Origin of the sequence: Paenibacillus salivarius (assembly GCF_051307165.1) — a bacterium.
GTDB lineage: Bacteria > Bacillota > Bacilli > Paenibacillales > Paenibacillaceae > Fontibacillus.
Genome location: NZ_CP195592.1, coordinates 3,385,095 through 3,403,752 on the forward strand (window position 1 = coordinate 3,385,095; position 18,658 = coordinate 3,403,752).

Consider the following 18,658-nt stretch of genomic DNA (forward strand, 5'->3'; position numbering starts at 1 on the left):
CTTTTTAAAGAGATAAATCAATATGCTTTCCCTTGTAGGGGTGCTCGGCCGGATGCTCCTTTTCCTGTTCGTCATGCTTTTGGCCTGAGGAGGATTGATGTTGGCGCTGTCCGCCTTGGGGATGTTCATCCCGATTAATGGTCGAATTGTGTGCGCTTTCGTCAATGTTGGAGCTCCGTTTTCGTTCAACCTCATGTTCCCTGATGCTTTCAGCCGAAAGCAGACTTTGATCGATCAGAGGCCTTTGCTGTACTTCTTGTTGAACTCGCCCGGCCTCGGTTGTCCGGGGAACCGCGATTTGCAATTCCACTGGTTTCATATTCATGGAATCACCCCGTCATTTCAATTCGACATAAACGCTCTGGCGTTAAACGTACGGAGACATAGAAATGTCTCCCTCACTAATATAGAATGACATGCGGGAGATCGGTTCTTTAATGTATTTTGTGTATCTTCCGATCACGATTTTGGAACCGCCGTAAATCATATTCAGAACGTCGACACGCGCTTTCCCCGTCTCCTCCAACGCCTTCTCGATTTCCAGCATCCGTTCCTTGAGATCGTTCATTTCATGAAGGTTCGACTTTTTGGTCATGCCCAGCTTGGCGCGCATCTCCAGCTTGTCCGAAGACAGTTTTCCCAGAGAAGCCAGCTGGTCCAGCAAAGTCAATGCTTTATCCGTTTTGTCCAGATTCATCATGATATCCTTCACTTGCTGGCGCAAATCGATGAGCTCGTTGCGAAGTTCCGGCAGTACGCCGACTTCTACCGAAGTCGTCGTGGACATCGGGTTCCCGATAATACGCGCGGTGACGCGTTCTCCGGCTTGGATGCTGCCGCCGACGATCAAGCCTTTCGAACCGCTGCAAATCACGTCTTTGCCTGCGCGGATGTTGGAGTGCATGATGCTTTGCGTGACGATAATATTTTCGCCCGCTATGACATTGCCGTCCTGGATAAAAGAGCTTTTGACATGATGCCCTGCCTTAACCAGGCCCTTGTTGTAACCGATAATGCCGCCCGTGATTTCAATGGAGCCTTCCGAATAAAGCTCGGCCCCTTCAACGCCTCCAATAACACGAATATCGCCGGATGCGCTCACTTTAAAACCGGACAACACATTTCCCCGAATGACAACGGTTCCGACAAAATCAATATTCCCCGTGCTGTAATCCACGTTTCCGTTCACTTCATAAACGGGAAACACATTCAGCTTGCCTTTGTCCGTCGGAGTTACGAGACCGTCTATCGCGGCGTACATGGCTGTTTTCTCGGGATTGAGCACGACGTTTTTGCCGACTTTAAATCGCGCTTCTTTTCCGGCTTTATTGGGAATTTGCTCGCCCGTTACGGCCGTACCCGGTATCCCAGGAAGCGGAGGAACCAATTCGGCAATCAATTGTCCCTTGCGGACATTGTTCAGACGAGTGACATCCTTATAATCTACTTTACCGTCTTCCGTTTCCGTCGGCTTAAACCGAATGTCGTCTTCAAGAGGTACCGCGTAACGGATCTTGCCGTCTTCTCCATTTTGAGGCTCCACGCCGATTGCGATCGGGGTTTTGCTGAAAAAATACTCTTTCGGATTTGCTACAAAACGCCGGACGATGTCTTCTTGAATACCGTACCTCAAACCTTGGTCATGCAAAAATTGCTGGAAAACTTCCATCGAACAAGAGAATTCTTCGTCTTTTTTATTAAACTGAATGTAGGCAATGGTCTTGTCGTCATTTAAAGTTATACTAAGGATTTGCCCTAAATCATCCGTTGCCATTTGTCACTCCTCCTTCCGTTCACTTGGTGGAAGCGGTCCTAATCCTCCCTCATCAACAAATCGCGCTGCTTTTCCAAACTGCCGCGCAGACGCAGGATCGCTTTGGAATGAAGCTGCGAGATCCGGGAAGGAGAAAGAGACATCACTTCTGCGATTTCACTTAGCGATAAATCTTCATAATACAACAAAGATATGACTGTCCGTTCTTTCTCGGTCAGCTTTTCAATCCCCTTTGCAAGCGAATCGCGCAAGTAAAACTCCTGAACTTTATGATCCGGGTTTTTGGCCTTTTCGTCAACAAGTAATGTTAATCTCGTCTCCGATTCTTCCTCGCGAATCGGATCCTCGAGCGAGCAAAGGGTCATCACTGCAACCTCCTGAAGCATGCTCTGGAATTCTTTTTCGGTCACGTTCAAATAATCGCTCATCTCGGCATCCGTGACAGTCCGAAGATATTGCTGCTCCAGCTGCTGGTAGCCTTCTTCAATTTTTTTGGCTTTCTCTCTTACGGAACGGGGAACCCAGTCCCCTTGGCGCAGCCCGTCCAAAATAGCTCCCCGAACTCTCCAGGAGGCGTAAGTTTCAAACTGAAGCCCGCGTTTATAGTCAAACTTCTCGACCGCATCGATCAGTCCCATTACGCCATTGCTGGATAAATCATCTTTGGAAACGTTCTTTGGCAGACCCACGGCCAGACGTCCCGAAACGTAGTCGACAATATGCAAATACTTCTCGATAAGTTGTTTCTTGGCCTCCAAATCGCCATGCTCTTTCCACAGTTCCCATATGTCGGCGTGATTTAGAGGGGATGTCTTCCGCTCGTTCAATTGCCTTCACCCTCCTTATTTGTCTGTCAGGTGACGAACGACCTTGGCCAGCTCTTCAGGATCTTTGTCGTCAAGTGTTTTGATGAGTTTCGGCGGATTCAATGGTGTAAACTCTTGCGCCTGTGACGGATTACCCGGAGTTTGCTTCAACAAATCATTCAATTCCTCGTCTTGATCCGGTGTCGTAAAGTCAAGGGTATTTCCTTTGTCCTGCTCTTCCAGTGCTGCCGCCGAGAGTTCAGAGACATCCGGGGTTACTTCCTGCTCCTTAAGAAAGCCGATCACCCAGATGGCCGCAAAGCCAAGCAAAAACCATACCGCGAAAGCGATAAGTCCCCGGATAAAACTTGTCATGAACAAGTTGTTTCCGGCAGAAACGGAATAAGAAATCAAAAAGCCGATAAATCCAAGTAATAGAAGATAACGAATTTTTCCTGCCATGGCTACAGTTCCTTTATATCCTTTTGTACACTGCGTATGAATAAAATACCCGTTTCACTGTCCAATTCGATCGTTCGGCCATAATTCCCTCCGGTGTCTTCGCCAAGGAGCGGAATACCGAACTTCGACAGCATTGCCTTGCAGGATTCCACATTTCTTGGTCCGATTCTCATGGAATCCCCGACCCCCGCAAAACTGAACATTTGCGAGCCCCCGGCCATTTTAGCTACCAAACGGCTTTGGGAAGCCCCCATTTCCTTTAACCTGCCGACCAATTCAGGCACGGCTGTATCGGCGTATTTGGCGATATTGATATTCCCTTCCCTGGCAATTTCAGAAGAAGGAAGCATAACGTGAGCCAGTCCGGCCACCTTGAGCACGGGATCAAACAATGTAACCCCGACACATGATCCAAGCCCGGTGGTACGAATTAAACCTTGTCCGGAGATCACGTTCAAATCCGCCATACCAACTTTTACGATACGCCCTTCATCAATCATGACTCATTGGCACTCCCAAAGCAGAGAATATTTTTGGAAATGACTCGGGGTCCGGTATCAGGAAAAATTGCCCCTCTACCTCATGTTGTCCTTCAATGAAAGTGGTATCGATCAAAAGCGCGGAATCTCCCATTTCGCCGAATTGCAAAAGCCCGTAACTCAGAATCGCGCCGGCCATATCCAACGCCAGAGCTGGAACGGACGGGGCCATCGACAAGTTTGTGAAATCGGCCAAGGAGGAGATGTAGGATCCCGCCAAAATATTGCCGATTTCCGAAAGCGCGGACCATTCCATTTCGGAAAAGCTCTCTTCGCTTTCGACCTTGAGGCCGGCGAGCCTATGAAGCAGCTTTTTGGCTGCCTCCGGGCTCATGATGAAAAACAGATTGCTTGGCGTATCGCCCTCAACTCTGAGAAAGACGGCGAGCACAATCGCTTCGGCACCGCCGACCCGTTCGGCAATCGCCTCAAAAGGCAGCATTTGGACTTTGGGAACGGCCATGTCGATCGGCTTGTCCAGCAGCCTCGAGAGTGCGGTAGCCGCATTCCCGGCGCCGATGTTGCCAACCTCCTTCAACACGTCCATTTTGAATTCTTCAAAGTCCTTGAACAGATCCACGGTTTATCCCTCTAAACTTTCCAATTGAATAATTTCGTTTCTGTTCAACACTTCGGACAAATTCAGCATGACGAGAAGGCGATCGTCGGACAAACGTGCAACTCCTTGCAGATACTTGGCTTTTACGCCGCCAACGACATCCGGCGGAGTATCGATCGAGTCGGTATTCAGGTCGATGACATCATTGGCCGAATCCACGATGAATCCGACTTCCAATTCATTGGCTGCAACGATAATAATCCGCGTCTGATCCGTGTGTTCGGCTTCCGGCAATCCAAAACGGCCGCGCAGATCGATGACGGGAATAACGACGCCACGCAAATTGATAACGCCTTTTACGAATGAAAACGTCTTGGGTACGCGGGTAATCGGCATCATACGCTCGATCGTTTGTACCTTGTCGACCTCAATGCCGTATTCCTCTTGCCCCAATTTGAAAACGATGACTTTAATTTCCTCTCCCATGAAAATTCCCTCCTTAATGTGTGAAACGTTATTTAATGAACGCGTTCGGGTCGATAATCAATGCGACTTGTCCGTCTCCCAAAATCGTAGCTCCCGCCACGCCTTGAATGGCCGGCAAATATTTGCCCAGGTTCTTGATGACGATTTCGTTCTGTCCGATAAAATCCTCCACGGTCAGCGCAGCCAACCGCTCGCCCTTACGAACGACTACGATTTCCGTTTCTTCTTCGGCATTTTCATCGAAATCAGGAACTTCAAACAGCTGGGCCAGCGACATTAACGGTATGTGGGAATCCCGGTAAGGAATCATCGTGTAGCCATGAACCTTGCGGATCTGGTTCCGCTGTATCAACCCCGTTTCCACAATGGATGACAACGGAATCGCGTATTTTTCCGATCCGACCTTGATCAGCATCGCGGAGATAATCGACAATGTCAGAGGAAGCTGTACCGAAAACTTCGTCCCCTTGCCCAGCGTGGAATCTACGGCCACGACGCCGCTCAGCGACTCGATCTTGGTTTTGACGACATCAAGCCCGACGCCCCGGCCGGAAATGTCCGAAATAACCTCGGCAGTACTGAACCCCGGAGCAAACAGAAGCATGAATACTTCGGCATCGGTCATACCCGCCGCTTGACTTTCCGTAACTACACCGTTCTTCAACGCTTTGGCCAAAACCTTGTCCCGGTCGATGCCGTGACCGTCGTCTTCAATTTCGATGAACACGTGATTTCCGCTATGGAAAGCCCGCAAGTTGACCGTTCCGGTTTCCGGCTTCCCGTTAGCGAGGCGTTCGGCCGTCGGCTCTACGCCATGGTCCACCGCGTTGCGGAGCAAGTGGACGAGCGGGTCGCCGATTTCGTCGATAACCGTCCGGTCCAGTTCCGTTTCGGCACCGGTAATGATCAGATCGATCTTTTTATCCAAGGATTTCGCCAAGTCCCGAATCATCCGAGGGAACCGGTTAAATACCGTATCAATCGGCACCATTCTCAGCTTCAAGACGATGTTTTGCAAATCGCTGCCGACCCGGCTCATATGCTCGACCGTCTCGGTCAAGTCGGAACGCTTCACTTCGGCTGCCAACTGTTCCAGCCGGGAGCGGTCGATCAGCAATTCGCTAAGCAGATTCATCAATACATCCAGCCGATCGATATCGACGCGGATCGTTCTGGAAGGAGCTGCCCCACCGGCTGCGGGACGATTCCCGGTTTTTGCAGCTTCCGGTTTGGATGCTTTGCTCTCCGCCGGTTTTGCCGCTTCCTTGGCTTCCGGTTCAGCCACGGCAGTCGCGGCCGCCTCATTGCCCCCGGATGCCAATTGGCCAAGCGTCTCTTGATCCAGCAGCATGACTTCCGCGGTGTCGATTTCCGATAAGTTCATAATCATGCTTTGCAGCTCGGCGGCTTCCTTCTGCGTTATGTAATAGAGCGAGAAGCTGCGATCAAATTGTTCCTGTTCAATTTCCTGAACCGTCGGATGAGATTTGACGATCTCTCCGTATCTTTCCAAAAGATCGAAAACAAGATAAGCCCGTGCGGCTTTCAATTGGCAATCCTCGCGAATAGCCACGGTGACGTGCATGACCTTATGCCCTTCGGCAATCGATTGCTCCAACACGGAAAATTGGAATTCATCCAGCTGGATCGCGACAGCGGATTCCGCTTTGCCGCCTCCCGAGGATTTTGCTCCTTGCGCTGATGGTGCCGAGTCACCACGGACAATGGCTTGCAAAGAGGCCACGATGGAACTGACGTCCGCTTTCCCTTCCCCACCCTGGGTAATATCCTGAACCATGGATTGCAGCGCATCAAGGCTTTGGAACAATGTATCGAAAATGAAATCCTGCATTTTGAGCTTTTCATTCCGTACCAGATCGAGCACATTCTCCATTTGATGCGTCAACGAGGATAAATCTTCAAATCCCATTGTTGCTGCCATACCCTTAAGCGTATGAGCCGAGCGGAAAATGACCTGAACGATCGCCAGATCGTCGGGGTTGTTTTCCAGCTCCAGCATATTTTCATTCAGTGATTGTAAGTGATCATTGGACTCATCGATAAACATGGATAAATATTGGTTCATGTCCATGGTGAGGCACCTCCTTCAAGAGATTCCGTTTATTTCACAACTTGTGTTAACCTGTTTCCAATTTCGTGCAGGGGCAGTATTTCAGCTACGCAACCAAGTTCCACCGCTGATCGCGGCATTCCGTAAACGACGCAGGTTTCTTCGCTTTCGGCAATCGTTGATGTGACGCCGGAATCATAAAGCTTCTTCATGCTCTTGGCCCCGTCACTGCCCATCCCCGTTAAAAGCACCGCATGCCGCCGCAGAGATTTTAGCGGAATCAGAGAATCGTACATGACGTCAACGGAAGGCCTGTGTCCGTTCCGAGGCTCTTGCTCCGTTAAAGACAGGCGATAGGTTCCGTCCGGGCCGGAAATGACGTTCATATGCTTGCCTCCCGGAGCGATGTATGCCGTACCGGCCTCAAGCCGCATTCCTTCTTCGGCTTCCAGAACGCTCAGTTCGCAAAGGCTGTTGAGACGCTGGGCCAACGACTTGGTGAAATTCGGCGGCATGTGCTGCACGATCACGATCGGAGCCGGAAAGCCGGCAGGAAGCTTCTCGAGGACGGCCTTTAATGCCTTAGGTCCCCCTGTTGACGTTCCAATCGCGACCAAATCGGAAAAGTTCGCTCGGATCGGAGATTTGGCAGACTGGGACACCGCCGTCTGAACAGCCTTCGCATCTTCTTCGCTCTTTGATAAATCGGCCAAAGGCATGTTGGCCGGCTTCCCGGCGGAACTCCGCGGCTTGGCGGCTGATCCGCCCTGCTCCTTGGCAATTGCTTTTCCGGGACCCGTTTTTGGTTCCGGTTTTTTGTCCCGTTCTGCCCGCCCGGCCGATACTTCCCCTAACGGTTTCGGAACTTCGGCAAGCCTGTTCTTCGCGGGAGCTCTTTCCGCCGGCTTTTCTTTCTCCGATCGGCCTACGAAAAGATCCGACTTCGCCTTGCTGCCTGGCGTCGGTTTACGAAGACGAGGCGGAAGGATTTCGGGTAATTTCGCCGAAATTGCCGAATTTCTTGCCGCCTTACGCTCCTTCGCCGCCATCGCTACCCGGATTTGTTCCCTAAGTTGCTGTCCTACCTGCTCGATGTCGTGGGAACTGGTGGAAGCGGAAGGCTTGCGGATAAAATCGAACGCTCCAAGCTCAAGCGCCATGATCGTTTCTCTCATTCCCTGCTCGTTAATGCCCGAAAGCATAATTACGGGTAACGGCTTGCGTTCCATAATAAGCTTTAAAGCTTCCAAGCCGTTCATTTCCGGCATTTCGACATCCATCGTCACAAGATCCGGGTTAAGAGACTCGATCAGCCCGATCGCTTCGCGCCCGTTTTTCGCCGTGGCCTGAACCTGAAACGACGGTTCTTGTTCGATAAGATCGGAAATAATTTTTCTCATAAACGCCGAATCGTCAACTACAATCACCCGATAAGGCATATTTCGTTCCACTCCTGTTCCTTTATGCAGAATCATTTAGCGCGCTTTAACCATTTATGCAAAAAACCTTTGATTCCTGACAAAGTATCATCCGGCCTTACCTGTGGAACATCCATATACTTCATTGCCAATCGCTTGATATCCCGGGCAGCCGCACAGCCTGGGAACTCGGCGGTAAAAGGGGTTTGCTTTTTTACCGCCTGCATGACATGCGCATCGTCACTCAAATACCCAAGAGTCGGAATGTCTATGTCCATAAACTGTTTGGCAACCAATGAAATCTTGTTTGACACCTGCCGTGCTTCTTCTTCTCCCGTGACCCGGTTCACCACCAAGCGAAAGGATACGTCATTTTGTATACCATGTACGACCTTGATCAGTGCATACGCGTCGGTGATGGATGTCGGCTCCGGAGTCGTCACGACCAAACATTCGTCGGCTGCAGTAATAAATTTCAAAGTTTCTTTGGAAAGGCCGGCCCCGGTATCGAAAATGATCAAGTCCATCTCGTCCGTTACTTTTTCAATCTGGGACGTGAAATAGTTGAGATCACTTTCCGATAGCGTGAACAAATCCGCCAAGCCGGAGCCTCCCGCTACAAACGGAAGGCCGTTCGTTCCCGACTCGATGATTTCCATGATATCCCGTTCGCCTTTTAACAAATGATAGAGATTGAACCTCGGCCGGACTCCCATCAAAACATCGATATTGGCCATTCCGATATCCGCGTCGAAAATGAGCACTTTTTGTCCCATCGACTGCAGCGTTAGCGCGAAATTCAATGTGAAGTTGGATTTGCCAACTCCGCCCTTGCCGCTGCTTACCGTGATGACACGGGCAGAGCCTTTCTTTTCCGGTTTCCGGTCAAGTGAGCCGTTCCAAGAAGATACGAGTTGTCTTAATGCTTGTGCCTGGTCCGTCATGAGAAGCGTTCTCCCAATATCAGACTCATCATCAATTCCACATCGGCAACGAGCAAGTCATCGGGTACGTTTTGTCCGTTAGCGATGTAAGAAACCTTAAGCGGGTATTCATGAAGCAAATTGTACATCGGTCCAACGCTTTCGGTTTCGTCGAGCTTGGTAAAAATCACTTTATCCAGTCCGTAGCGGCTGAAATGTTCCGTAATCTTCCTCATGTCCTGCGATTTGGACGTGAGGGACAACACCAGATACGTTTCGCTGTTCTCCTCTTTGCCGAACATGCTGTGCAACTCGGCAACATAAATCTCATTGAGATAATTTCTTCCTGCGGTATCCATTAAAATCAGATCACAGTGGGAAAGACGCTGAAGCGCTCTCTGAACATCTCCCGGCGATTGTACGACTTCGAGCGGCACGTTCAAAATCGAAGAGTACGTTCGCAACTGTTCAATAGCGGATATCCGGTACGTATCTGCCGTAATGAATCCTACCTTTTTACGGGCCCGGAAGATTTGGTCGGCTGCCAGCTTGGCGATCGTCGTCGTCTTGCCGACGCCGGTAGGGCCTGCGATATAGACGATCCTCGTCGTATCGCGGATTCCTGCTCCGATCCGTTCCTTCAAAAAGGACTCCACTTCGGATCTCAGGATTTGTTGCAATGCTTCGGGCGAAGCGGTCTTCCCGGATTCAACCCACTCCTTGTAAGCGGCATCCACCCACATCTCAATCAAATCGCCGGACAACTCCTGGCTTTTCAGCCTGCTTTTTATTTCAGGCAAAGGTTCGGGCAAATCGCGGTTCTCATGCTGCTGCTTCGCCAATTGCCCGATCCAGGCTTTCATTTCCCGGATTTCTTCCAGCAAACGCTCTTCCTTTTGATGTAGAGATAAATGTGCCGTCTCCTTGGGGGGAGCAGGAACGCTTCTTTGTTCCAACGAAGCTTGCCGGATCGCCTCGTTAAACCGGGTGGCCGCTATTTCGTCCAGCGACTGGACCTCTACTCGCTCCTGAGATCCTGCCGCTTGAAGGGGCTCTTCCGAATCGGTCGGTAACGGAGGAGATGGAGGCGGAGCCGCCTTCGGTCCTGCGGATGAAGCCCCCAGCATTTCCGAGGATCGCTTGTACACATCCGGCAATGCTTGACGAGCCATCGGGGCGACGGGAGAACGAGCCGGCTTCGGGTCGGGCTTGGCCGCCTTTTCCTCTTCGCCCTCCGTTGCGGCGATAACTTCGATTTTCTTTTTGCCGAACATCCCCATGAACCCGCCGACCTTGATATCCTTGGTGCTCAAAATAACAGCGTCTTTACCAAGGTCGGTACGAATTTTGGACATGGCATCCGGCATGGTGTCGACGATATAGCGTTTTACTCTCATAGATTCACCACTCCGACACTCTGAATTTCAACATTGGGTTCAAGTTCACTGTAGGACAGCACCGGGATATCCTGCATGCTTCGCTCGATCACTTGACGCAGATACATTCTGATCGTCGGCGAAGTCAGGACGATCGGCTGTTGTCCGGACTGCAGAAGGCGGTTAATTTGCTCCGAAAGCTTCTGGAACAACGTCTGGGTAGATACCGGATCAAGCGCAAGATAACTGCCCTGCTCCGTCTGTTGAACACTCTCCGCGATTTTCTTTTCCAACGTCGGCCCTACGGTAATTACGCGCATCGTTTCTCCTTGACGGCTGTATTGCTGCGTAATTTGCCTGGAGAGCGCCTGCCTTACGTATTCCGTCAATACTTCCGGATCTTTCGTATAAGTCCCGTAATCGGCAAGCGTCTCGAAAATGGTCACCATATCGCGGATGGAAATCTTTTCGCGAAGCAGTTTGGCCAGTACTTTCTGCACATCCCCAATCGACAGGACGGATGGAATCAGTTCGTCGACAAGAACCGCGTAGTTCTCCTTGAGATTGTCGACCAGCGCTTTCGTTTCCTGTCTTCCAAGCAATTCGTGAGCGTGCTTCTTGATCAATTCCGTCAAATGGGTGGCGACGACGGATGGCGGATCCACAACCGTATATCCGGATAATTCGGCACGGTCCTTCGTCGATTCGTCGATCCAAAGTGCCGGTAGGCCGAACGCCGGTTCCTGGGTCTCAATCCCCGTAATCGACTCGTCATCCACCCCGGGACTCATCGCCAAGTAGTGATTAAGTAATAATTCACCGTCACCGACGACATTTCCTTTAATTTTGATGACATATTCATTCGGTCTTAGTTGAATATTGTCGCGTATGCGAATGACCGGTACGACCAGCCCGAGTTCAAGGGCGCACTGCCTTCGAATCATGATGATGCGGTCAAGCAGGTCTCCGCCTTGAGCCGTGTCCGCGAGAGGAATAAGTCCGTAACCGAATTCGAATTCGATCGGGTCAACCTGAAGTAAATTGATAACACTTTCCGGGCTTCGAACTTCCTCGATCTGCTGTTCTTCCTCCTGGATTTCCTGCTCGATTTGCTTTCGATCCATATTCTTTTGCATTCGAATCGCGGCGAATATCAATAATCCGGCAAACGGGAGGGTTGTCCATGGACCGATCGGCGTGAACAATCCAAGTAACGTTACGGTACCCGCTACGATATAAAGCAGTTTAGGGTACGCAAACAGTTGTGAAGTAATATCGTCCGCCAGATTCCCTTCCGAGGAAGCGCGCGTCACGATAAGGCCGGCAGCCGTGGAAATCAAAAGCGCCGGAATTTGGCTGACGAGGCCGTCCCCGATCGTCAATAGGGAGTAGGTACTAAGCGCATCGGCAAAACTCAACCCATGGATGGTCATCCCGATAATAAATCCGCCGATCAGATTGATCAGGAGAATGACAATACTCGCGATCGCATCCCCTTTTACAAATTTACTCGCACCGTCCATCGCCCCGTAGAAATCGGCTTCGCGTTCAATTTTGCTGCGCCGTTCACGAGCCTGCTGTTCGTTGATCAAGCCGGCGTTAAGGTCCGCGTCGATACTCATTTGCTTACCCGGCATCGCATCGAGCGTAAACCGTGCAGCGACTTCGGCTACGCGTTCCGAGCCTTTGGTGATTACGATAAACTGCACAACCACCAAGATCAGGAAGACGATAAATCCGATAACGGGCTGTCCGCCGGAAATCCATGATCCGAAAGTCGCTACCACGTGACCTGCGTTAGCCTGTCCCAGAATCAGTTTGGTCGTCGATATATTAAGCGCCAACCGAAACAGGGTCGTAACGAGCAGCATCGCCGGAAAAATGGAGAACTGCAACGCTTCCTTCGTGTTCATCGCTACGAGCAAAATGATCAATGCCAACGATATATTTATGACGAGAAGTATATCGAGGAGCAGTGTCGGGATCGGGACGATCATTAGCAGAACAATACCGATAATACCGACTAGGATGAATAAATCTTTGTATTTCTTCACCGGTTCTTCCTCCGATCCCGATCTTATTTCACTTTACCTTGCAATTTGTATACGTAAGCCAAAACTTCGGCAACAGCCTGAAACAAATCGCCCGGAATCGTATCTCCGATTTCCGCTCTTTGAAACAGCGCCCTTGCCAGCGGCTTGTTTTCTATGGTTACAACGCCGTGCTCCTTGGCGATCTCCTTGATCCGGAGAGCGACAAAGTCCTGGCCCTTGGCCACGACCTGGGGAGCTTCCATTTGCGAGCCGTCATACTTGAGCGCAACTGCGAAATGCGTCGGGTTTGTAATGATGACGTCCGCCTTCGGCACTTCCTGCATCATTCGCTGCAGGGCCATACGGCGCTGTCTTTCGCGGATTTTGCCTTTGATAAGCGGATCGCCTTCCATTTTTTTGTATTCGTCCTTGATATCCTGCTTGGACATCCGCATTCCCTTTTCATACTCGTATCTTTGATAGATATAATCGAACACCGAAAGTACAAACAAAGCTATTCCGATTTTCAATCCCAAATTCATCGTCAGTTTCGCGGTATAGTGGAACACTTCTTCGACAGGGATCTGGCTGAGCTTCGAGATTTGGGATCGCTCCCCCCAAAGCGTCGAGTATACAAGATAGCCGATAATGACGATTTTCAAAACGGACTTCAGAAACTCGACCAAGGAACGCATCGAAAAGATTTTTTTGAAGCCTTGGATCGGATCCAACTTGTTAAACTTCATCTTCAGTGGTTCACCCGTCAGCAAAAAACCGACCTGAATATAATTGGAAACCACGCCCATAACGATCACGACGAGAAATATCGGAGCCAGCAACAAAAGGATTTGGACTGCATATTCACCGAACATCGTCATTACGTTCTCACTCGTTACATCTGTTGTCAAACGGTGATAGAACACATCGGTGAACAAGGCGACCAGACGTTCCTTGATATACCCGCCGAAGACCATCAGACACAGGAAGGAGGCCAGCAAAACTACCGCGCCCGCAAGTTCCTGGCTTTTCGCGACTTGACCCTTTTTTCTTTCGTCCTGACGTTTCTTGGGCGTCGCTTTCTCCGTTTTTTCTCCGGCAAACATCTGTAAATCCAATGGATACCGATACGTCACGAAACGATCCTTCCTTCCTACGACGGCCGATTCCCGAGCGCACCGAACAAATTGTGCAAAGCATTGAACATGGTTTCGAAGAGATGCTCGAACGCATAAATAAAACCGGGTATCAAAATTAACAAAACGGCAAAGCCCAGAAGGATCTTCAAAGGTATGCCAATAACAAATACGTTGAACTGCGGAGCCGTTTTGGCCAGAAAGCCGAGCGCGACATCCGCCAAAAACATGGCCACCACGAGCGGCGCCGCCATTTGCAAAGCAATGGTGAACGTATTGCTGAATGTACTGGCCAGAAAATCCCCAAGATTCCCATGATAGATTCTCTGAAATACATCATTGGAAAGAGGGATCCAGTTGTAGCTGCGAATCACTCCGTCGATCAGATAATGATGACCGTTGATGCTAAGAAAGACCAGAACCGCGATAATATATTTGAAATTACCGGTTATCGGTGCGGTTGTTCCCGTCATCGGATCCAGAACGTTCGCCATACTCAAACCCATTTGCAAATCGATAAAGGAGCCCGCCATTTGAATGACCGTAAAAAACAGGTTTGCCACGAACCCCATGAGAAGTCCGATCAATACTTCCCGAAAAATATATAAAATGTATCCCAAATCGCCCGGTAAAGTTTGATCCGTTCCTTGAATCATCAAGATAATGAAAGCGATCATCGCCGAAAGCCCGATCTTGAAAGGAGCCGGAACGCCTCGGGTTGAAAATATAGGTGCTGTTACAAAAAACGCCGACATTCGACAAAAAATAAGCAAGTAAATTGAAAAACCGTGCAGTAAGGTCTCCATAATTTCTTAGCCCTAGCCGATATAATTAGAGAGATTGTTCAGAATGCCATACGTGAAATCCACGAGCGTCGAAAGAATCCACGGCCCAAACAGCAGCAAGGCAAGCAGCACGGCGACGATTTTGGGAACGAAGGCAAGCGTTTGCTCCTGAATCTGGGTTGTCGCTTGAAAGACGCTTATGATGAGACCGACAACCAGCGCAATCACCAGCATGGGGGCGCTGAGCTTCAAAATGGTATAAACGGCTTGTCCGGCCAAACCAATAATAAACTCCGAACTCATACCGTCTCCCCCTCCCGTTTTCAAATTAATATAGTCCACCACATGATTTCAGGTTATGGGTTAAAGCTGACCAGCAGCGATTTCACGACCAAATACCAACCGTCTACCAAAACGAACAGCAATATTTTAAACGGCAGCGAAATCATGACGGGAGGCAGCATCATCATACCCATGGACATGAGCACACTGGAAATGACCATGTCGATAATCAAAAACGGAATGAAAATCATAAAGCCCATCTGAAAAGCTGTCTTTAATTCACTGATGGCGAACGCCGGAACCATAACGGTGAGCGGAATGTCTTCATAGCTCTTCGGCCTTTCCATCTTCGTGTAGCTCATAAATAATTGAAGGTCCTTATCCCGCGTATGCTTGTACATAAATTCCTTCATCGGCACGGCAGCCTTGTCCAGCGCCTCGGTTTGGGATATCTCTCCTTTGATATAAGGCTGCAGGGCAACCTCATTGACCGTTGAAAGAGTCGGGCTCATGACAAAAAGGGTCATAAATAGGGCCAAACCGACAAGCACCTGGTTGGGTGGCATTTGGTTCGTCCCCAAAGAGCTGCGCACAAATCCGAGTACGATGACAATTCGGGTAAAACTGGTCATTAAAATAAGGATGGCCGGAGCGACGCTTAAGACCGTGATAATCAAAATCAAGGATAGCGAGCTCGTGCCGGATGCTGAACCCGACTCCCCGCCAATCTGAATGCCAATGCTCGGAATCGGGTCGACCGGTTCGGCGGATGCGACGGTAACCGCAAGTACGCTCCATAGCGCTAGGAGTAAGGTCACAATTAGGACTTTGTTCTTCATGAATCCCTCAACCGATCTTTAGATTGTTGTTCGCCATCCTTCAGCAGCTGCTCCATCTGGCGTTTTCGATTCGGCATATTTTGCAGTTTCGCATGAAACACCTCATGAAAAGATGTCTCCTGAAGTTCCTCGGATTCAGGCGGCGGCTCTTTACGGAATCGGGAGACGAAACCGGACAACATCGTAGCCACACCGTCAAACTCCGTCCCCACATTCTCAAAAGCCTGCTGCAACTGAACCACTTCTTCGGGATCGGAAATTTTGTCGATTAAGGTAATATCCTCGCCTACGCCGACAAGATAGATACTGTTTCCGATTTCCACCACCTGCAGAGACTTGTTGGGCCCCAGGCCCACTGCCCCCATCGTGCGGATCGCATTGTTTTGCGAAAAGAACCGGTTCTTCTTCCCAAGGAAACGAATCAAAAAGATAATCAGGAAAATGATGATCGCAAGTACGACGATGACCGTAACCAGGTTTCCCCATATACTGACATCCCCGCTGCCAAAGTCTGGGACGTCCGTTTGTGATAAGGTCATCATTTCCCTTACAATCCGAGCGTTTTATTGATGGCTTCGATAACCCGGTCGGACTGGAACGGTTTGACGATAAAATCTTTGGCCCCCGCCTGGATCGCATCGATAACCATGGCCTGCTGACCCATTGCCGAGCACATGATGACTTTAGCGTTCGGGTCCAGCTTCTTGATTTCTTTCAATGCGGCGATACCGTCCATTTCCGGCATCGTGATGTCCATCGTGATCAGGTCCGGACGCAATTCCTTGAATTTCTCGATCGCTTGTGAACCGTCCTGTGCTTCGCCAACGACTTCAAACCCGTTCTTGGTCAAAATATCGCGGATCATCATTCTCATAAATGCTGCGTCGTCTACGATTAGAATTCGGTTTGCCATTGATTTAAAATCCTCCCTAAACTTCTACTATTGTAATTTTTGAATGCGGTCCCATTGACTGACTATATCCGTGACGCGAACACCAAAGTTTTCATCGATGACAACAACCTCGCCTTTCGCGATCAGTTTGTTGTTCACCAAAATGTCCACCGGTTCACCGGCCAGCTTGTCCAGCTCAATAATCGAACCTTGGGACAATTCCAGGATATCTTTGATCTGTTTCTGGGTCCTCCCTAATTCTACGGTGACTTTAAGGGGAATGTCCATCAGTAAATTTAAGTTGTTTGCGTCAGCTGCTCCAAGCCCGGCATTCCCAAGGTTGGCAAACTGTACAGGCTGTACGTTCACGTTCCGCCCTGGCGCCGATCCATAGTGTTGAGGCTCGTTGTAAGGACGGTCTTGCGGCGGATAATAATATCCCTGCTGCGGCTGCATCGGCGGTTGCATCGGAGGCTGCATCATCGGCGGAGCTGCCGATACCGGCGGCTGCTGATAAGCCGGAGCCGGCGGTTCATATGCAGGAGCCGGAGCATCGTAAAGCGCGGATGATGCCGCTGCCGCCACTTCCTCGACGGTTTCAGCCGAAGAGCCGTTGATCAGACTATCCACCATTTCTTTCGAAAATTTCACGGTCAACAGCTGCATGATCGTGGAATCAATAAGATCTCCGATCGTCAGTCTGAACGAAATTTTTATGAGCGTTTCCTCGGACGGCAAACTTGCTACGCCGGAACCGTCCGTCATGTTCAGAATGTCGATTCCCGGCGGGGAGATATTAACGAACCGGTTGAATATCGTCGACATCGATGTGGCTGAAGAGCCCATCATCTGGTTCATGGCTTCCTGAACCGCGCTGATATGAATCTCATTCAGCTCCTCGTCGGCAGGATTCCCTTCGCCGCCGAGCATCAGATCGGCGATGACCTGCGCATCCCGCGTCTTGATGACCAGGGAGTTCATGCCTTCGAAACCGTCCACGTATTCCACGTGAACCGCCACATGCGGCTTAGGGAACTCCGTTTCAAACTGGGAACGCGTAATAATAGAAACTTTAGGGGTCGTGATATCCACCTTTTTATTAAGCAGGGTCGACAATGCCGTTGCCGCACTTCCGAACGTGATGTTCCCGATCTCGCCCAGAGCATCCTGCTCAAGCGGGGTCAAATAATCGGATACTGTCGGTTCAGGGGCCGAGTCTGCGCTCGATTGTTTCAGCAAGGCATCAATCTCTTCCTGGGACAAATAATCTTTACTCGTCAAGTTCCTCAACTCCTTCGCTGACAATTTCATCAATTTGAACGGCTATCCGGTCTTTCAAAGTACCCGGACTTCCGATGTATTTCAACCGGTCGCCAACCCGAATAGACAGTCCATCCTGAACCGGCTTGTTCAGAGAAATCACATCGCCTACAGACAATTCCAGAAATTCCTGTACCGTGATCTGCGATTCGCCGAGTTCCGCGATAATCGGAAGCTTGGCTTTGTTCACGCGATGCCGGAGCGCATCGACTTCTTCCGGAACACGGGATTTTTTCTGGGATACGAACCAATGGTGTACCGACAATTTGGGCATGATCGGCTCAATGACCACATGCGGAATACAAAGATTGATCATTCCCGACGTATCCCCGATTTTAGTGCTCAACGAAATAAGCGCAATCGTTTCATTCGGAGAAACGATCTGCATAAATTGAGGATTCGTTTCCAACGCCTCCAGACGAGGTTGAATGTCGATCACCGTTTTCCAGGCTTCCTGCAAGCTCTCAAAAGCACGGCTGAAGATTCGCTCCATGATAATCGTCTCGATTTCGGTCAAAGAGCCGATTTTGGACGGTGCCGTCCCTATACCGCCAAGCAATCTGTCCAGCATGGCGAAGGCCACGTTAGGGTGAACCTCCAATACCATTCTGCCTTCCAGCGGCTCGGCTTCGAATATATTAAGAATCGTCATTTTCGGAATCGAACGAATAAATTCATCATAAGGCAGCTGCTCTACTTGAACGACGTTAATCTGCACAAACGTTCTTAACTGTGCCGAAAAATACGTGGTCAAAAAACGGGCAAAGTTTTCATGGATCCGCGTCAAACTGCGAATATGGTCTTTCGAAAACCTCACCGCTCTTTTGAAATCATAAGTTCGGATTTTACGCTGCGTTTCTTCCTTTTTCAATTCCTCGGCGTCCATTTCGCCGGACGACAACGCGGCGAGCAAGGCGTCGATCTCATTTTGCGACAATACATCTACCAAACAATTCACCC

The 18,658-nt window shown here is 49.9% G+C and carries 20 protein-coding genes; all 20 read right to left on the reverse strand.

Going from position 1 to position 18,658, the window contains the following annotated elements:
* Positions 1–4: 4 nt before the first annotated feature.
* From ACSFXJ_RS15415 to fliM, 20 genes are read right to left on the reverse strand one after another with little or no spacing between them, the layout of a single operon-like run.
* Positions 5–325: a hypothetical protein gene (locus ACSFXJ_RS15415; protein ID WP_435921221.1), complete on the reverse strand. Its 321-nt coding sequence runs from the start codon at positions 323–325 to the stop codon at positions 5–7.
* Positions 326–367: 42 nt separating this feature from the next.
* Complete coding sequence (locus ACSFXJ_RS15420) at positions 368–1,774, reverse strand: DUF342 domain-containing protein (protein WP_435921222.1); 1,407 nt, start codon at positions 1,772–1,774, stop codon at positions 368–370.
* 38 nt (positions 1,775–1,812) lie between these two features.
* The gene (locus ACSFXJ_RS15425; RefSeq protein WP_435921223.1) at positions 1,813–2,601 is read right to left on the reverse strand and encodes a FliA/WhiG family RNA polymerase sigma factor; all 789 of its coding nucleotides are present in this window, start codon (positions 2,599–2,601) and stop codon (positions 1,813–1,815) included.
* A 15-nt stretch (positions 2,602–2,616) separates the two neighbouring features.
* The gene (locus ACSFXJ_RS15430) at positions 2,617–3,042 is read right to left on the reverse strand and encodes a hypothetical protein (RefSeq protein WP_435921224.1); all 426 of its coding nucleotides are present in this window, start codon (positions 3,040–3,042) and stop codon (positions 2,617–2,619) included.
* 2 nt (positions 3,043–3,044) lie between these two features.
* A complete protein-coding gene (locus tag ACSFXJ_RS15435; protein WP_435921225.1) occupies positions 3,045–3,542 on the reverse strand; it encodes a chemotaxis protein CheD in 498 nt (165 codons plus the stop codon).
* Positions 3,535–4,161: a chemotaxis protein CheC gene (locus tag ACSFXJ_RS15440; protein ID WP_435921226.1), complete on the reverse strand. Its 627-nt coding sequence runs from the start codon at positions 4,159–4,161 to the stop codon at positions 3,535–3,537. Before ACSFXJ_RS15440 ends, ACSFXJ_RS15435 begins: the two co-directional genes overlap by 8 nt.
* Before the next feature lie 3 nt (positions 4,162–4,164).
* A complete protein-coding gene (locus ACSFXJ_RS15445) occupies positions 4,165–4,626 on the reverse strand; it encodes a chemotaxis protein CheW (protein WP_435921227.1) in 462 nt (153 codons plus the stop codon).
* Positions 4,627–4,654: 28 nt separating this feature from the next.
* On the reverse strand, positions 4,655–6,718 hold the full coding sequence (locus ACSFXJ_RS15450) for a chemotaxis protein CheW (protein ID WP_435921228.1): 2,064 nt from the start codon (positions 6,716–6,718) through the stop codon (positions 4,655–4,657).
* Between the two features lie 29 nt (positions 6,719–6,747).
* Positions 6,748–8,136 (reverse strand): chemotaxis-specific protein-glutamate methyltransferase CheB, encoded by a 1,389-nt coding sequence (cheB, locus tag ACSFXJ_RS15455; RefSeq protein ID WP_435921229.1) that lies wholly within the window; start codon positions 8,134–8,136, stop codon positions 6,748–6,750.
* A gap of 32 nt (positions 8,137–8,168) precedes the next feature.
* Positions 8,169–9,059, reverse strand: a complete 891-nt coding sequence (locus ACSFXJ_RS15460; protein WP_435921230.1) for a MinD/ParA family protein — start codon at positions 9,057–9,059, stop codon at positions 8,169–8,171.
* Positions 9,056–10,435: a flagellar biosynthesis protein FlhF gene (gene flhF / locus ACSFXJ_RS15465; protein ID WP_435921231.1), complete on the reverse strand. Its 1,380-nt coding sequence runs from the start codon at positions 10,433–10,435 to the stop codon at positions 9,056–9,058. Before flhF ends, ACSFXJ_RS15460 begins: the two co-directional genes overlap by 4 nt.
* A complete protein-coding gene (gene flhA, locus ACSFXJ_RS15470; protein WP_435921232.1) occupies positions 10,432–12,468 on the reverse strand; it encodes a flagellar biosynthesis protein FlhA in 2,037 nt (678 codons plus the stop codon). The genes flhF and flhA overlap by 4 nt, the downstream gene beginning before the upstream one ends.
* Before the next feature lie 23 nt (positions 12,469–12,491).
* Positions 12,492–13,580: a flagellar biosynthesis protein FlhB gene (flhB, locus tag ACSFXJ_RS15475; RefSeq protein ID WP_435921233.1), complete on the reverse strand. Its 1,089-nt coding sequence runs from the start codon at positions 13,578–13,580 to the stop codon at positions 12,492–12,494.
* Positions 13,581–13,597: 17 nt separating this feature from the next.
* The gene (gene fliR / locus ACSFXJ_RS15480; RefSeq protein ID WP_435921234.1) at positions 13,598–14,386 is read right to left on the reverse strand and encodes a flagellar biosynthetic protein FliR; all 789 of its coding nucleotides are present in this window, start codon (positions 14,384–14,386) and stop codon (positions 13,598–13,600) included.
* Between the two features lie 12 nt (positions 14,387–14,398).
* Positions 14,399–14,668 (reverse strand): flagellar biosynthesis protein FliQ, encoded by a 270-nt coding sequence (gene fliQ / locus ACSFXJ_RS15485; RefSeq protein ID WP_435921235.1) that lies wholly within the window; start codon positions 14,666–14,668, stop codon positions 14,399–14,401.
* 53 nt (positions 14,669–14,721) lie between these two features.
* Positions 14,722–15,486, reverse strand: coding sequence for a flagellar type III secretion system pore protein FliP (gene fliP, locus ACSFXJ_RS15490; protein ID WP_435921236.1), 765 nt, complete (start codon positions 15,484–15,486; stop codon positions 14,722–14,724).
* Positions 15,483–16,028 (reverse strand): flagellar biosynthetic protein FliO, encoded by a 546-nt coding sequence (locus ACSFXJ_RS15495; protein WP_435921237.1) that lies wholly within the window; start codon positions 16,026–16,028, stop codon positions 15,483–15,485. The genes fliP and ACSFXJ_RS15495 overlap by 4 nt, the downstream gene beginning before the upstream one ends.
* Positions 16,029–16,033: 5 nt before the next feature.
* Positions 16,034–16,399 (reverse strand): response regulator, encoded by a 366-nt coding sequence (locus ACSFXJ_RS15500; protein ID WP_435921238.1) that lies wholly within the window; start codon positions 16,397–16,399, stop codon positions 16,034–16,036.
* Between the two features lie 27 nt (positions 16,400–16,426).
* Positions 16,427–17,659, reverse strand: a complete 1,233-nt coding sequence (gene fliY / locus ACSFXJ_RS15505) for a flagellar motor switch phosphatase FliY (RefSeq protein WP_435921239.1) — start codon at positions 17,657–17,659, stop codon at positions 16,427–16,429.
* On the reverse strand, positions 17,649–18,647 hold the full coding sequence (fliM, locus tag ACSFXJ_RS15510) for a flagellar motor switch protein FliM (protein ID WP_435921240.1): 999 nt from the start codon (positions 18,645–18,647) through the stop codon (positions 17,649–17,651). Before fliM ends, fliY begins: the two co-directional genes overlap by 11 nt.
* Positions 18,648–18,658 lie beyond the last annotated feature (11 nt).

What these genes read in the sequence shown, in the direction of transcription:
- ACSFXJ_RS15415 (WP_435921221.1), bottom strand. Translation starts at nt 325, where the DNA reads ATGAATATGAAACCAGTGGAATTGCAAATCGCGGTTCCCCGGACAACC.
- ACSFXJ_RS15420 (WP_435921222.1), bottom strand. Translation starts at nt 1,774, where the DNA reads ATGGCAACGGATGATTTAGGGCAAATCCTTAGTATAACTTTAAATGAC.
- ACSFXJ_RS15430 (WP_435921224.1), bottom strand. Translation starts at nt 3,042, where the DNA reads ATGGCAGGAAAAATTCGTTATCTTCTATTACTTGGATTTATCGGCTTT.
- ACSFXJ_RS15435 (WP_435921225.1), bottom strand. Translation starts at nt 3,542, where the DNA reads ATGATTGATGAAGGGCGTATCGTAAAAGTTGGTATGGCGGATTTGAAC.
- ACSFXJ_RS15445 (WP_435921227.1), bottom strand. Translation starts at nt 4,626, where the DNA reads ATGGGAGAGGAAATTAAAGTCATCGTTTTCAAATTGGGGCAAGAGGAA.
- ACSFXJ_RS15450 (WP_435921228.1), bottom strand. Translation starts at nt 6,718, where the DNA reads ATGGACATGAACCAATATTTATCCATGTTTATCGATGAGTCCAATGAT.
- cheB (WP_435921229.1), bottom strand. Translation starts at nt 8,136, where the DNA reads ATGCCTTATCGGGTGATTGTAGTTGACGATTCGGCGTTTATGAGAAAA.
- ACSFXJ_RS15460 (WP_435921230.1), bottom strand. Translation starts at nt 9,059, where the DNA reads ATGACGGACCAGGCACAAGCATTAAGACAACTCGTATCTTCTTGGAAC.
- flhF (WP_435921231.1), bottom strand. Translation starts at nt 10,435, where the DNA reads ATGAGAGTAAAACGCTATATCGTCGACACCATGCCGGATGCCATGTCC.
- fliR (WP_435921234.1), bottom strand. Translation starts at nt 14,386, where the DNA reads ATGGAGACCTTACTGCACGGTTTTTCAATTTACTTGCTTATTTTTTGT.
- fliQ (WP_435921235.1), bottom strand. Translation starts at nt 14,668, where the DNA reads ATGAGTTCGGAGTTTATTATTGGTTTGGCCGGACAAGCCGTTTATACC.
- fliP (WP_435921236.1), bottom strand. Translation starts at nt 15,486, where the DNA reads ATGAAGAACAAAGTCCTAATTGTGACCTTACTCCTAGCGCTATGGAGC.
- ACSFXJ_RS15495 (WP_435921237.1), bottom strand. Translation starts at nt 16,028, where the DNA reads ATGATGACCTTATCACAAACGGACGTCCCAGACTTTGGCAGCGGGGAT.
- ACSFXJ_RS15500 (WP_435921238.1), bottom strand. Translation starts at nt 16,399, where the DNA reads ATGGCAAACCGAATTCTAATCGTAGACGACGCAGCATTTATGAGAATG.